Origin of the sequence: Massilia mucilaginosa, from assembly GCF_011682145.1 — a bacterium.
GTDB lineage: Bacteria > Pseudomonadota > Gammaproteobacteria > Burkholderiales > Burkholderiaceae_D > Telluria_A > Telluria_A mucilaginosa.
Genome location: NZ_WHJH01000059.1, coordinates 1 through 14,185, shown reverse-complemented (window position 1 = coordinate 14,185; position 14,185 = coordinate 1). Strand labels below are relative to the sequence as shown.

General features: G+C 65.8%; 13 protein-coding genes. 5 read left to right on the top strand and 8 right to left on the bottom strand.

Annotated elements, in window-relative coordinates:
• Nucleotides 1-67: 67 nt before the first annotated feature.
• Nucleotides 68-2,317 carry a hybrid sensor histidine kinase/response regulator gene (locus F2P45_RS29070; protein ID WP_166881703.1) on the bottom strand — a complete coding sequence of 750 codons (2,250 nt, stop codon included), beginning with the start codon at nt 2,315-2,317 and terminating at the stop codon, nt 68-70.
• Between the two features lie 226 nt (nt 2,318-2,543).
• On the opposite strand from F2P45_RS29070, the gene F2P45_RS29065 reads away from it, so the two are divergent.
• A complete protein-coding gene (locus F2P45_RS29065) occupies nt 2,544-3,017 on the top strand; it encodes a hypothetical protein (protein ID WP_166881702.1) in 474 nt (157 codons plus the stop codon).
• Between the two features lie 104 nt (nt 3,018-3,121).
• Nucleotides 3,122-3,859, top strand: a complete 738-nt coding sequence (locus F2P45_RS29060; RefSeq protein WP_166881701.1) for a DUF481 domain-containing protein — start codon at nt 3,122-3,124, stop codon at nt 3,857-3,859.
• On the opposite strand, the gene F2P45_RS29055 is transcribed toward F2P45_RS29060, so the two are convergent.
• Nucleotides 3,847-4,251: a GFA family protein gene (locus tag F2P45_RS29055; RefSeq protein ID WP_166881700.1), complete on the bottom strand. Its 405-nt coding sequence runs from the start codon at nt 4,249-4,251 to the stop codon at nt 3,847-3,849. The genes F2P45_RS29060 and F2P45_RS29055 overlap by 13 nt on opposite strands.
• A 121-nt stretch (nt 4,252-4,372) precedes the next feature.
• Between F2P45_RS29055 and F2P45_RS29050 the strand changes: the two genes are divergently transcribed.
• Both F2P45_RS29050 and F2P45_RS29045 read left to right on the top strand, forming a co-directional pair.
• Nucleotides 4,373-5,560: an MFS transporter gene (locus F2P45_RS29050; RefSeq protein WP_166881699.1), complete on the top strand. Its 1,188-nt coding sequence runs from the start codon at nt 4,373-4,375 to the stop codon at nt 5,558-5,560.
• Between the two features lie 94 nt (nt 5,561-5,654).
• Nucleotides 5,655-6,197 (top strand): nuclear transport factor 2 family protein, encoded by a 543-nt coding sequence (locus tag F2P45_RS29045; RefSeq protein WP_166881698.1) that lies wholly within the window; start codon nt 5,655-5,657, stop codon nt 6,195-6,197.
• Nucleotides 6,198-6,369: 172 nt separating this feature from the next.
• Here F2P45_RS29045 and F2P45_RS29040 read toward each other — a convergent pair whose 3' ends face one another.
• The 4 genes from F2P45_RS29040 to F2P45_RS29025 all read right to left on the bottom strand — a co-directional run bounded on the left by F2P45_RS29040 (nt 6,370) and on the right by F2P45_RS29025 (nt 11,359).
• Nucleotides 6,370-6,930, bottom strand: coding sequence for a hypothetical protein (locus F2P45_RS29040; RefSeq protein WP_166881697.1), 561 nt, complete (start codon nt 6,928-6,930; stop codon nt 6,370-6,372).
• Entirely contained in the window at nt 6,917-7,507 is a 591-nt protein-coding gene (locus F2P45_RS29035) for an acyl carrier protein phosphodiesterase (protein WP_166881696.1), read from the bottom strand. The genes F2P45_RS29040 and F2P45_RS29035 overlap by 14 nt, the downstream gene beginning before the upstream one ends.
• 107 nt (nt 7,508-7,614) lie before the next feature.
• The gene (locus tag F2P45_RS29030) at nt 7,615-10,335 is read right to left on the bottom strand and encodes a sensor domain-containing diguanylate cyclase (RefSeq protein WP_166881695.1); all 2,721 of its coding nucleotides are present in this window, start codon (nt 10,333-10,335) and stop codon (nt 7,615-7,617) included.
• Between the two features lie 232 nt (nt 10,336-10,567).
• Nucleotides 10,568-11,359 (bottom strand): alpha/beta fold hydrolase, encoded by a 792-nt coding sequence (locus F2P45_RS29025; protein ID WP_166881694.1) that lies wholly within the window; start codon nt 11,357-11,359, stop codon nt 10,568-10,570.
• A gap of 173 nt (nt 11,360-11,532) precedes the next feature.
• On the opposite strand from F2P45_RS29025, the gene F2P45_RS29020 reads away from it, so the two are divergent.
• The gene (locus tag F2P45_RS29020) at nt 11,533-12,642 is read left to right on the top strand and encodes a DNA topoisomerase IB (protein ID WP_166881693.1); all 1,110 of its coding nucleotides are present in this window, start codon (nt 11,533-11,535) and stop codon (nt 12,640-12,642) included.
• Between the two features lie 155 nt (nt 12,643-12,797).
• Here F2P45_RS29020 and F2P45_RS29015 read toward each other — a convergent pair whose 3' ends face one another.
• Together F2P45_RS29015 and F2P45_RS29010 are read right to left on the bottom strand one after the other, a co-directional pair.
• The gene (locus tag F2P45_RS29015; RefSeq protein WP_229505367.1) at nt 12,798-13,124 is read right to left on the bottom strand and encodes a ribosomal maturation YjgA family protein; all 327 of its coding nucleotides are present in this window, start codon (nt 13,122-13,124) and stop codon (nt 12,798-12,800) included.
• Nucleotides 13,125-13,484: 360 nt separating this feature from the next.
• A complete protein-coding gene (locus F2P45_RS29010) occupies nt 13,485-13,871 on the bottom strand; it encodes a MerC domain-containing protein (protein ID WP_166881691.1) in 387 nt (128 codons plus the stop codon).
• Nucleotides 13,872-14,185: the final 314 nt, after the last annotated feature.

Here is a 14,185-nt window from a genome sequence, read left to right as displayed (position 1 = left end):
TTTTGGGCATGGGGAGACGAATCGGTGGCTAATGAGGGCACATGGTAACAAATTGGCAGCGCCGTTGCTAAGCCCTTTTGCCGGCGGCGCGGCGGGTGCCCCCCTTGCGCGGCAGGCGCAGCAGTTCCAGCACGTACTGCGGATCGGCCGGCTTGGCCAGGTGATGGTCGAAACCGGCGTCGCGCGCCAGCTGCTGGTCCTGCGGCTGGCCGTAGCCGGTCAGGGCGATGAACAGGGAGGTGCGGAAGCGCGGCATGGCGCGCAGGCGCCGCGCCAGTTCGTAGCCGGTGATGTCGGGCAGGCCGATGTCGAGGATGAAGGCGTCCGGCGCTTCCGATTCGGCCCAGGCCAGCGCGGCGCCGGCGTCGTAATAGGTGCACACATTGTGCCCGCCGGCCGCATCGAGGAACAGCGACAGGCTGATGGCGCCGTCGACATTGTCGTCCACGATCATCACGCGCAGCGACGGGCCGCGCGCGTCGCCGCGGCGGCGCTTGGGGATCACCGGTCCGAGCGCCGCCGGCTCGCACGGCAGGGTGACGGTGAAGCTGCTGCCCTGCCCCGGCCCCGGACTGGCCGCCGCAACCGTGCCGCCGTGCAGCTCGACCAGGCTGCGCACCAGGGCCAGCCCCAGGCCGAGTCCGCCCTGGGCCCGGTCCGGCTTGCGCTCGCCCTGCGAAAACAGCTCGAACACGCGCGGCGCCAGTTCCGGCGCCAGCCCTTCCCCGGTGTCGCTGACCACCACCACCACGTGCTCGCCCTCAAGGCGCGCCTCGATCCCGATGCGGCCGTTGGGCGGGGTGTACTTGGCGGCGTTGCCCAGCAGGTTGGCGAAGATCTGCACCAGCCGCGTCTTGTCGCCGCGCATGCGAATCGGCGTCGGCGGCAAGTTGAGCTCGACCCGGTGCTGCGCCGACTCGACCAGGCTGTGGGTCTGTTCCAGGGCGCGCTCGATGACGGCGTCGAGTTCGATATCTTCCAGGTTCAGGGTGACCAGTCCGCGCGTGACGCGCGAGACGTCGAGCATGTCGCCCAGCAAGCGGTTCATGTGCTCGACCTGGCGCGAAATCACCACGCTGGCGTAGCGCACCCGGCGCGCGTCGCCCGGTTGCAGGCGCAGCAGCTGGGCGGCGGTGCTGATCGGCGCCAGCGGATTGCGCAGCTCGTGGCCGAGCATGGCCAGGAACTGGTCCTTGGCGCTGTTTTGCTGCTCGGCCATCTGGCGCGCCTTCTTTTCGCCTTCCAGCAAGGCCTGGCGGTCGGCCTCGGCATGGCGCCGGTAGGCCTGCGCCTGCAGCATCTGCTCGCCGGCCGCGTGCAGGGCCGTGTGCAATTCGTTCATTTCCACCACCCGCGAACGGACCGGCTGCGGCGACAGGCCGGCGCCGAGGTCGGTGGCGGCCTTGACCGCGCGCGCGATCGAGCGCACGTGCTGGCGCCCGAAATACAGGGCCAGCGCCGCCGCGCACAGCATGGCCGCCAGCAGCCCCATGGCGGCCACAAACGAGGCGTGCCGCGCCGAGCGCTCGATCAGCTCGACCGGCGCGGCCACGGCCAGGGTCCAGCCGGACAGGCCGGAATGGGTGAAGACGTCGTAGGCTTCGGTGCCCTCCAGCGTGTTGTGACGGATCTGCCCGGTGTGCGCCCTGGCCGCCGCCGCCACCAGTTCCGGGCGCGCCTGCTTGCCGATCAGCGCCCCCGGATTCTGGCTGCGCGCGATGAAACGCCCCTCGCTGTCGATGATGCCCACCACCCAGCCGGGCGGCACGTCGACGCTGGCGATCAGGCGCGTGAAATGGTCGGTCGCAAAGGCCACCGTCAGCACGTAGCGCTTGCCATCGTCGAGCGGCACCGGCACCGTCACCGTGGTCACCAGTCCCTTGGCAACCGGGCCGGGAATCACATCCGACACATAGGTCTTCTGGGTGGCGATGACTTGCCGCACCAGGTCGGCGGCGTGCGGCTTGGGCAGTTCGCTGCCGTAGGGAAGATAGGTATTGATCAGTTGCTGGCCCTGCGCATCGAACAGGACGGTCCAGCCGGTGCTGCCGCGGTTGGCGCGCCGCGCCTGGGCATAGAAGGCTTTCAGGTCGCCCTCGGCCAGCGAGGGCGAGCCGCCCAGCACGCGCAAGCCCGCTTCAGCACTGTAGAGCTCGCGGTCGACCAGCAGGGCGATGCTGTTCGTGGTTTCCTTGAGACCGCGCAGGGCCGCGTCGCGCTCGGCGTTTTGCAGCATGCCCAGGGCCAGCCCGGCGAACACGATCACCGGCACCAGAATGCCGGCGGCCATCAGGAACAGGTAAGCGCGAATGTGCATGCGAATTGCCGCCTGTAATGAATGCGGTAGCTGAGTCCGCTTGTGTAAACATTGTACTTTCCTTATCAGGCTCCTTGTCGCCACGCCCAACCGTGCGCGACTTTTTGCGACAGAATAATAATTTCATCGGTGAAAGTTCAATGCAAAAACAACAGCGTGTGGTAACGAACAGATAAGGGACGACGAACTGCGCACAATGGATTCATTCGCAAACAGGAGCATGACCATGATTCACCGAGCCCTTTCCCGCAGCATCTTCTTCGCCGGCCTGATGTTGTCCTCAAGCGTCTTCGCCGACGCCGAGATCGTCAAATGCATCGACGCCGAGGGCAAAGTAACCCTGACCGACGCCCGCTGCCCGGCCTCGGCGCAGATGGTGGTGGCGGTGGTGGCCGGCGGCGCGCAGCCGGCCACGGCCGACGACGCACCGGGCTCCGGGGCGGAGGAAGACTACGCGCTGGCGCTCAGCGGCGGCGACGCTTCGGAGCCGGAGCCAGCGGTCGTCGTGAGCGCGCCCAAGATCGAGCGCTACAGCAGCGCGGCGGTGTGGACCAAGCGCGACTTGCCGGGTGTGCGCAAGCATGCGAGCGGCACGCTGGCGCGCGACGTGGCCACGCTCAAGGCGGCCCGCCACAGCCTGATGCTGCAAGACAGCGCGGCGCAGGCCGCCCGTTCGCAGCGCCTGGCCAGCTTGCAATAACCCAAGGGGTTTTGCCGCTCGGCCCGGCCCGGACCGGTAGCCGGGCGGGCGGACAAAAGCGGGCTCGGTTACAATGTGGGCAATCTTTCACCCGCATCAAGCTCATGAAACTCTTACCGCTCATCGCACTGGCCGTGGCCTGCGCCCCCGCCCTTGCCAGCGACCGCATCGACGACAGCTGGCACACCTCCGCCGAACTGGGCGCCATCAGTACCTCCGGCAACACCGCCGGCACCTCCGTCTCCGGCAAGATCGATGCGCGCCAGGAACTCGACGACTGGAGCAACCAGTACATCGTGGCCGGCCACTTCAAGGAAGACGAAGTCAACGACAGCGAGGGCAAGCGCAGCTCGGCCCGCTCGGCCGAACGCTATTCGCTGTCGGCCAAGGCGGCCTACAAACTGGTCAAGGACCACGAAAAACTGTTCGTGCTGGCGGCCCACGTGGGCGACAAATTCGGGGCCTACACCACCTACACCACCATGGCGGTCGGGCGCAGCACGCGCTGGTACCAGTCGCCGGCGGCCAGTGTCGATGTCGAAATCGGCCCGGGCTATTTCAGCGGCGAACGCGCCACGGGCGAGCCGGAAAGCGGATTTACCGTGCGCGGCGCGGCCGCCATGCGCTGGCAGGTCAGCCCGAGCGCCCAGTTTTCGCAAGTGGTCAGCGTCGAGCGCGGTACCTCGAACGTCCACTCGATCGCCGAGTCGTCCCTGAGCACCAAGATCAACGGCACCATGCAGATGAAGGCGGCCTTCAGCGCCCGTAACGATACCAACGTGCCATCCGACAAGAAAAACACCGATACCCAGACCTCGCTGACGCTGGTCTATTCGTTCTGATCGCGCAGGCGCGCATAGTGCGGCCTGCCGTCGTCGCCACGGTCCCAGCGCAAGCGATACATGCTGAAGGTGTGGTCGCGCGGGACCACCGTTTCCGGATCGTCCAGGCTGCACGTGGTGATGTCGATCTCGTCCGGACTGTCGCTGCGCGCGTAAGTCAGCTGGGTGCCGCAGGCGCGGCAAAAGCCGCGCGTCACGCCCGGACTGGACGCGAATTGGGCCGGGGTGCCGGCCGTGATGCGGTAAGCGGCGCGCGCCACGCTGAACCAGGCCACGCGCGGCGCCCCGCTGGCGCGCCGGCAGGTCGGGCAGTGGCAAATGGTTTCATGGAACACCGGCCCCGACGTTTCGTAGCGCACCGCGCCGCAGCAACATCCACCCTGCAAGTTCATCGTCTCCTCCACCGCCACAGTCCTCGTACGCAGCAGTCTAGCGCCAGCCCGCGGTCCGATGCAAGCGCGCCCGATTGGGTGGATAATTGCACGTTTGAAACAGCCGTAGCACGCCGAGCCGATGACGCAGCCCTCCCCCATTCCCGCCAGCGCCGTGCCGCTGCTGTCGCTGGCCGCCTTCGGCAGCGGCATTTCGATGCGCGCCGCCGACCCGCTGCTGCCCTTGCTGTCGCGCGAGTTCGGAGTGCCGCTGGGCGACGCTTCGCTGGTGATCACGGTGTTCTCGATCGCCTATGGCGTCGCGCAGCTGGGCTTCGGCCCGCTGGGCGACCGCTACGGTAAATACCTGGTGATCGCGCTGGCGGCGCTGGCCAGTTCGGCCACCGCCCTGCTGTGCGCCGCCGCCACCAGCCTGCCGGCGCTGCTGGCGGTGCGCCTGCTGGCGGGCGCCACCGCCGCCGCCATCATCCCGCTGTCGATGGCCTGGATCGGCGACGTGATCGACTACGAACAGCGCCAGCCGGTGCTGGCGCGCTTCTTGATCGGACAAATCCTGGGCGTCTCGGCCGGCGTGCTGGTGGGCGGCTTCGCGGCCGACGCCCATCAGTGGCGCCTGCCTTTCCTGCTGGTCGCGGCGATCTTCCTGCTGGTTGGCCTGGGTTTGCTGGCGCTCAACCGGCGCCTGCCGCCGCATGCCAACAGCGTGCGTCCGATCGCCGGCGGCGCCGTGCGCCACATGCTGGCCGAATTCCGCCACATCGCCGCCCTGCCCTGGGCCAGGCTGGTGCTGCTGACGGCTTTCCTGGAAGGCGGCTTGCTGTACGGGCCGTTTGCCTTCATCGCCAGCCACCTGCACCAGCGGCACGGCATCTCGCTGGCCGTGGCCGGGGCGGTGATCATGCTGTTCGGTTTCGGTGGCTTTGCCTTTGCCATGGGCTCGAAAGCGATGCTGGCCCGCCTCGGCGAAGGCGGCCTGGCGCGCTCGGGCGGCGTGCTGCTGGCCGTGTCGCTGGCCGCCGTCGGCCTGGCGCCCGTGTGGTGGCTGGCCATGCCCGCCAGTTTTTGCGCCGGCCTGGGCTTTTACATGCTGCACAACACCTTGCAGACAAATGCGACCCAGATGGCGCCCGAACGGCGCGGCGCGGCGGTGTCGGCCTTTGCATCGTGTTTTTTCATGGGCCAGGCCATGGGCGTGGGCCTGGCCGGGCTGCTGCTGGCGCACGCGGGGACGGCGGCGCTGCTGGCCGGCGGCGCGCTCGGGCTGCTGGCCGTGGCGCTGAATTTTTCGCGCCGCGTGCGGAGGCGATGAGCGGCCCAGATATGCATATCAGAAAGTCAATCTTGCCGGCAAGCTTCATGCTACATTGCGCATCCGCCATCGCGATTCGAACGCAAAGGATGTCATGAAACACTGGATTTTCGCCTCACTGGTTTTCTCGTCCGCGCCGGCATTCGCCGCCCCGGCCACGGCCACCGGCACCACGCCCAAAGCCGATATCGCGGCGCTCGAAAAAGTGGTCGACACCTTTCGCGTGGCCATCATCAAAAAGGACAAACCGGCCTTCATGGGCCTGCTGTATTCGCCCACGATTCCGTGGATCGGCGTGGCGACCGACAGCAGCGTCAAGATGGCCAACGAGCGGCGCAAGGCAAAGTCCCTCCCCGGTATCAGGAAGGTGTCGGGCACCGGCAGCGCCACCGAGTTCATCGATCATATTGTCGAGAGCGAGCAGGCGATCGAAGAAACGGTCGACAACGTGCGCATCGATTCCAACGGCGATGTCGCCCAGATCTGGTTCGACTACAGCTACGTGCGCGACGGCTACAAGCAGAACTGGGGCCAGGAAGCCTGGCACATGGTGCGCACCGACGAGGGCTGGAAAATCAATTCGGTGATCTGGTCGATGGAATTCAACCCTGTGCTGCCGCCGCCACGTCCGAAATAGGCACCTATTTCGGTGTCATTGAGGCATTTCGGTGTCGGCATTTCGGTGTCAGGTCTGACATTCGGACACGGGCTCGACGACATGCATGAGAAATCCATGCATGAGTTCGTGTCCGATTGTCAGACCTGACACCGGATTGTGGAAAATCAATTCGGTGATCGGTCGATGGAATTCAACCCTGTGCCGCCGCCACGTCCGACATGAGCGCTTGCGGCGCGGCGTGCGACACGCGCTCGCATAATTGCGCGTAGCGCTGCTCCGACACGCCGAGCCGGCGCAGCCAGTTGGCGAAATACAGCGCCAGGAGATCGCTGCGCGCATGCGTGCCGAGGTGAAAACGCTCGAAATCCTTGCGGTTCTGGATTTTGTCGGCGATCAGCATCTGGTTCACCTCGTCCACGCAGCTCAGTGCGATCGGATCGCCCTCGCCTTCGCAATGGTGCGACAGATAGTCGTTGGCCACGCGCCGGTATTCCATCGCCAGCAACACCACCACCGGGTCGGGCCGGGATTCGGCGAACATCGAATCGGGCGCCAGCGCACCCAGTAAGGCTGCGTCGTCCTGCAGCAGCGGATGCAGGCAGAACGCTTCCTTGGCCCGTTGCGGCGCGCCGATGGCGTCGAGCAGCGCCAGGCCTTCGTCGATATGCGCGATCAGCAAGACGCCCGAGCGCTCGGCGCGCTTATCCCCATAAAACTGGCAAATCGCCGCGTAGTGTTTATTGTCTTTCATGGCGCTGGCTTTCTACAAAAGTGAATAATTCGGGGAAGAACACGTCGAAGCCGCCGGCAATCGCCGCGGCATGCCGTTCCAGGTCGTCCAGCGCAGCGCGCATCAGGTCGCCGTTTTTCGACAGCCGGGTCGATATGCGCCGCACCGCCCGATCCACGCCGGCATAGCTTTGATACGAACCGAGCCAGTCCTGTTCGATCATATGGGGCGCCAGTTCGGCCAGTTTGGGCGGCAGCACGGCGGCTTGCCGCCTCAGGGTGCCGTAAAAGCCGGCGATAAAATCGGCCAGCGGCACCTCGGAATAGCGCGCCCATTGCTGCGCCAGCACATGGTCGTAAAACACATCGAGCAAAATGCCGGAATAGCGCCGCCCCGGTCCATCGAACAGGCTTTTGGCGGCCAACACCACAGGGTGACTGTCGGTAAAGGTATCGACCTTGCGGTGAATCAAAATTTCGGCTTGCGTGACGGCGCTGAACTGGCCGTCCGCGCTCGGTTTGACGAAGTCGCCCAGCAAGGCGCCGAGCATGGCCTCGTCGCTGTAGCGGGCCAGGTAAATATGGGCAAGGTAATTCATGGGGAGCCTGCAAACCGGTGATCAGGATGGCAGCATGCCTGAATATCCAATTTCTTGCAGAAAACATCAGAAATCATTCCGGCTGGATAATCGCAAACCCGCTGCATTTACTTCACCGACGTTATCGCATAGCGGTTGCGCCCGGAATCCTTGGCGCGGTACAGGGCGTCGTCGGCATGCTTGAGCAAGGTGTCGACCCCGGCCAGGCCGTTTTCGGCGGTGGCCACGCCAATGCTGGTGCTGACGATGCGCGCCACGCCGTCGATATCGAACGGTTTTTCCATGACCTTGATGATTTTGCGCGCCACCACCGCGCATTCGGCCACATTCTGCAAGCCTTCGAGCAGGATCACGAATTCGTCGCCGGCCAGGCGGCCCACCGTGTCGCTCTGGCGCACGCAGGCGCTCAGGCGGCGGCCAAACTCGATCAGCACGGTGTCGCCGCCGCTGTGGCCGAAGCTGTCGTTGATCGACTTGAACTTGTCGAGGTCGAGGTACATGACCGCCATCACGCTGCCGTTGCGGGCGCTGCGGGTCTGGGCGCGGCCGATGCGCTCGGTCAGATGGGTGCGGTTCGGCAAACCCGTGAGCGCGTCGAACCGGGCCAGCGCGCTCAGTTGTTCTTCGAGCAATTTGGCGTCGGTCACGTCGTTGACCAGGCCGGTGACGCCGACCGCGTGGCCGGAGCAATCGACCTGCGGGATGTAGGTGGCGTGGTAGTGGCGCTTGTCGCCGCCCTGCATGCGCGCGAAATCGAACTTGACGGTATGCCCGGTCATCGCTTCGTCGAAGGCGCGCTGGTGGACTTCGGCTTCCGCTTCACTGAACAGGCTGCTCACCAGGCTGCCGTGGATGCGCGCCAGCGGCACGCCGAACCAGCTTTCGTGGTGGCGGTTCACAAAGCCGAAGCGCCCGTCCCGGTCCATGAAGTTGACCAGCGCCGGCAGGTTGTCGGTCACCGTGTGCAGCAGGCGCTGCTGCGCGGCCAGGGCCAGCTCGGCCGCCTTGCGCTCGGTGATGTCCATCACCATCGTATAGAAGCCGGCCACCTTGCCGTCCAGGCCGATGTCGGGGATGTACTCGGTTTGCAGGTAGCGGTTGCCCTTGAGCTCGACGGCGGGCCGCTCGAACGAGATGCGCCGTCCGGCCAGCGCCGCCGCCATCTGCGCCGCCACCGCCGCGAACACCTTCGGCCCGAACACCTCGCTGACGCTGCGCCCGACGATCGTCTCCGGCGCGATCCCGGTGATGGTGCCGTACGCGCGGTTGCAGAAGGCGTAGCGATAGTCAGTGTCGACATAGCCGATCAGGGCCGGCATGTTGTCGGCGATGGTGCGGATGCGCTTTTCGCTGAGCGCCAGCACCTGCTGGGTCGCTTTCAGCTCGGTGATGTCGTCGACCAGCACGAAGTAGCCCTGCACCACGCCGTGCGCGTCGATGTCGGGATTGTAGGCGACCCGGTCCCACTGGGTCGCGCCGTGGCGCTGCACCTGGCGCTCGAAGCGCACCGCGCGTCCGCTCAGGGCCGCGTCCAGGTAGGGTTTGCTGACCTTGTAGATCGCCTCGCCGATCACCTCGCGCACGCTCTTGCCGGGAATCTGGGCGGCGGAGATGCCGAAATAGGCGCTGTAGCGCTCGTTGCCGAAGACGAAGCGCTCGTGCTTGTCGACATAGCCGACCAGGGCCGGCACGTTGTCGGCCACCAGGCGCAGGTTGCGTTCGCTGTCGGCGACGGCGCGTTCGGCCCGGTCGCGCTCGGCCATCAGGGTGTCGAAGGCGCGCCGCAGCTCGCCGATTTCATCGTCCGCGTAGGGTCCGGCGGGTCCCACCGCGCCGCGCCCGGCCGCCATTTGCTGGCCCAGGCGTTTGAGCGGCCGCAACTGGCGATCGATCAGCAGCCAGGCCACCGGCCCGATCACCAGCAGCAGCAAGGCGGCGATGATGGCCGCGTTCCAGCGGATCTGGTTGGCAAAGGCGAACGCTTCGGCGGTCGGATACACGCCGCACAGCAGCCAGCCGGTGCTGGCCAGGCGCTTGTACGAGACCAGCGCGTCGGCGCCGTCCTCGGCGGTCGAGCGCAAGGTGCCTTCGAAGCCGGCCATGGCCTGGTCGACCGAGGGCGCGCGCTTGCCGCCCTGGCCGATGTGCTGCAGGATGCGCCGCTCGTCGGGGTGCGAGACGAACTCGCCGTCGCGGCTCAGGATATAGAAGTAGCCGGTCTTGCCGACCTGCCCGATCGACAGTTCCTTGATGAAGCTGTCCTTGGCCAGGTCGATGGTGCCGATCAGGATGTGGCTGATGCGGCCCTCCTGGTCGTGGATGGGCGCGGTCATGATCACCACCGGGCGGCCGCTGAGCTGGCTGCGCAGGGGACGCGAAATGATCGGGCCGTCGCTGCGGATGGTATCGACAAAGTAGTCGCGCGTGGAAAAGTTAGCCTGGCCGCGCGTCTCCGGATAGTCCATGTCGGCCACATGCTCGCCCTGGGCGTCGAGCACCGACAGGTTGCTGAAAAAGCCATCCATGCTGTGGTGCTCCTCCAGCTTGTCCTGGAAGGCCGAGGACGGATGGCGGCGCCGCTCCAGGTCGCGCGCGAGGCGCACCAGGGCTTGCTGGCGGATCATGAATTTGTTGTCGAGGCCGCGTGCGACCTGGCTGATCAGCGAGACTTCGCGCTCGCCGACCACCGTTTCGATGCCGCGCTGCACGATCAGCACCGCCGCCACGGTCAGCACGGTGGCGGTCAGGACGATCAGCATGCCCACCGCGAGCGAAAAACGCGCTTTCAGCGAGACAGGGCCAGGAATCCAGCGGCGACGGTTGAACATGGGCTTGGCGATTGTCGGACGAGTTGGTATGGACGACGAATCGGCGGGGCTGGGCCGGGGGAAATCGGGTAGCCGCCGCGTCTGCGCACGCCCCGTGCACTGCCGGCGCGGGAGTGTGGCGCCGAAGTACTCATGCTTTGAAGTGTACATTATTTCCTATGGAAAATATCACCACGGGACGGAACAACAACAATTTCATGGATGGGTATTGCCCAATCGCAATCCTGGATCATCAGCGAAGGGCGGCGACGGCCTCGACGAACCGGCGCAGGCGCGCCGGAATGCTCAGCACGTCCTGATAATCATGCGCAATGAACAAGCTTGACATGGGTAGCAGCCGGTGCAGTTCGTGGGCCGAGGCCAGCGGGTGGGCCGCGTCGCCCGCCCATCCGACGATCAGCGCCGGGGTGGCGGACAGCGCGGCCAGGGCCGCGCGCGGCGGCAGGTCGGACCATGCCGCGCCTTGGTACAGGGCCAGCATGGCTGACGGTTCCGGGTAGCGCACGCCGGCCGCGGCCAGCTGCGGCGCGGCGTGGAGCAGCCAGGGCGGCAGTCCGGCGCCTTGGCTGGCGACCATCCTGGCGAAGCGCGCCGGGCCAGCCGCGTGCGCCAGGGCGATGGCGCGCCGGTACAGCGCGGCCTGGGCGACGCGGGCCTCCCACAAGGTGGGTGGCAGGACCAGCACCAGGCCGTCGACGCGGTCCGGTTGTTGCAGGGCGGCGTGCAGCGCGCTGGCGCAGCCCATCGACCAGCCGCCGCCGATGAAGCGGTTCTCGCCGATGGCGTCGGCCAGCGCCAGCATGTCGTGCCCGAGATCGTGCCAGGTCGGCGGCGCGCCCGCCGCACTGGCGCCGTGGCCGCGCGCGTCGTAGCGCACCAGCCGCAGCGCGGCGGGAAACGCGCGCCACCGGAGAAGATCGAGCGCGTCTTCCGCCTGCATGGAGGACAGCATGCCGTGCGCCCAAAGGAAAGGCGCACCGCTGCCGGCCGAGCGGACGTTCAGGTCAAGGTCGCCTACGCGCATGCGCACACTTCACAAAAAGGCGGGGAAGCAATGTAGCACACCGTGGAGACTGGCGCCGCCATGGCGCCCCGCGCACTGCTGCCAAGCGAAGCGCTTGTCCATGGCAGCCGCGTGTAGTATTTGGCTTGCTGCCGACGGCCATTCGGCATGTTTCCACCACGACCGAGTCAACGATGAAAAGAGACGAACCCAGCGCCGCGAGTGCGGCCCCGTCCGGCGATGTGCTCGCCGCCGCCAAATCCGCCGGATTGCGCTATGTCAGCGACAGCGCGCCCGGCATCACGCGCAAGGCGCGCGGCAAGAATGTGGTCTACTTCGATGCCGCCGGCGAGCCGGTGACCGATGAAGACACCTTGGCGCGGATCCGTTCGCTCGCCATTCCGCCGGCCTGGAACGACGTATGGATCTGCAAGTCGCCCAACGGCCACCTGCAAGCGACCGGGCGCGACGCCAAGCAGCGCAAGCAATACCGCTACCACGCCAAGTGGCGCAACCTGCGCGACGAAGTCAAATACGAACGCATGATCAGCTTCGGCAAGGCCCTGCCCGCCATTCGCCGCACCGTTGACGCCGACCTCAAGCGCCCCGGCCTGCCGCGCGAAAAGGTGCTCGCCACCATCGTGTATCTGCTGGAAGCGACCATGATGCGGATCGGTAATGAGGAATATGCGCGCACCAACAAATCCTTCGGCCTGACCACCCTGCGCGACCGCCATGTGCGCATCGACGGCAAGGCGGTCGAGTTCCGTTTCCGGGGCAAGAGCGGCGTGTTCCATAACGTCAAGGTCGAAGACAAGCGCCTGGCGCGCATCATCCGCCGCATCCGCGACCTGCCGGGGCAGGAGCTGTTTCATTACGAGGACGACGGCAATGCGCACACGGTCGATTCGTCCGACGTGAACGATTACCTGCGCGAGATCACTGGCGAAGAGTACACCGCCAAGGATTTCCGCACCTGGTCGGGCACGGTGCTGGCAGCGCTGGCGCTGCAGGAATTCGAAAAGTTCGATTCCGAGGCGCAGGCCAAGAAAAATATCGTGCGGGCGATTGAATCGGTGGCCGAAAAGCTGGGCAACACGCCGTCGATCTGCCGCAAGTGCTATGTGCACCCGGCCATCCTGGAGGCGTATCTCGATGGCACCGTGCTCGACGCCATGCGCGAGAGCACGCGGCGCGAGCTGGTGGAGGATTTGCACGACTTGCAGCCCGAAGAAGCGGCCGTGGTGGCGTTCTTGCAGCAGCGTTTGCAGGAGCCGCCCGCCAAGGGCAAGGCGGCTGGCTAAGTAAGTGTGCAGAATATATTCTGATTTATAGCGAACAGAAGCGGATGCCTGGCAAGGCGCACGCCGCGACGCGGTGCGAGCACTGCTAGCGGTGGGCAACGCAGCAAGGCGCCGCTTATGGAAGCTGGAAATGACAAGAATTTCTGCGCACTTACTTAGCGCAGCATCCCGCGCACCCGGTCCAGCAAGCCGCCGATGCCCACCCCCACCGTGTAGGCGACCAGGTCGCGCCAGTCGAAGCCGCTGCCGAGCACGAGGTAGCCCACCTTGGTGGCACGCAGCTGCCTGATCCACGGGGCCTGGTACAGCTGCAAGAACTCGACCGCGAAGGCGGTGCCCAGAGCGAGCACGACCAGGGTGCCGGTTTTAGCGCGCGGCAGGCAGAACGCCCACAGCAAAAACACCAGCAAAGCCCACAGCGCATCGCCCGGGTAGTTGCCGAAGTAGTGCGACAGCACCGAGGGATATCTGCGCGTGGCCATGCCGCACGCAATCACGATCACACATCCCGCGGCGATCCAACGTCGGTCACGCACCATCCGAGGCTTCCTCTTCTTGTAAAGATTGTCAGGTGACGGCGCCGCATACTCCACCGGTGCAGGCCGCAAAACAAGGCCGCTTATCATACAAGAACATCGCACGGCTGGCAGCCTCGGTCGTCGGATACTGGCGTTTCGCGGCGCGTTTCGTTCGCGCGGAGGCACGCTTATCCCCGTGCCGGCAACGATGTACCGAACGCCCTGCGGCGGGCGGTGCGCTGGAGTTTGAGATTCTTCCCGGGGTTTCAGGCAAACGATCCTGGCGCCCGCCGCGCGACGTGTTGAAGGCTCGCTAGACTGCGGTCAGCAGCAGCCCGGCTTCTTGGCCATCACGCAGCTGCTGCAGAACGAGCGGTTCTTGAGGTGGGCGGCAAAGATGAACAAACCGCCGATGCTGGTCAGGACGGCTTCGGCGCCATGGCCGTACCGCGGACCGGCGACCAGCACCGCCGCGCAGCAACAGGCGAATCCGCAGGCACCGAGGGCCAGGACCAGCGAGCGCCGGTGCTGGCGGAAGCCTGCCACCAGAGCCACCAGCGCCGGCAGCGCGACGAGGATCAGCAGCCACGCGTGCAGTCCATCGTCATGCGGGAACCAGTTAACCAGCGGAAAAGCGGCCAGCAACAGCGGCGGCCCGAGGCAGTGCAGCAGGCACAAAGCGGCCGCCGTCATCCCGGCGTAGTCCGCCACTCCAATTACTCGTTTTATCATCGACCTGACCAGACTATCGCTGCCGCTTGGTGCAACTGTGTTGCAAAACACAATCATAGCCCAAGCCGGGCTCAAATGCAACCGGATTGCATATGCACTCCCCCACCCCGGTGTCAGGTCTGACATTCGGACACGGCCTCATCCATAACCACACCCCCGGTGTCAGCCGCCGGTGTCAGGTCTGACTACAAGGGCTTCCCAACAAATTCAAGGTGTTTTTCAATTGATTTTTCGAGGATGTTCTTGAGTTTGCCTGGCAAGACGGAAGGTCGGCCTGCGGTACTACAAACGGT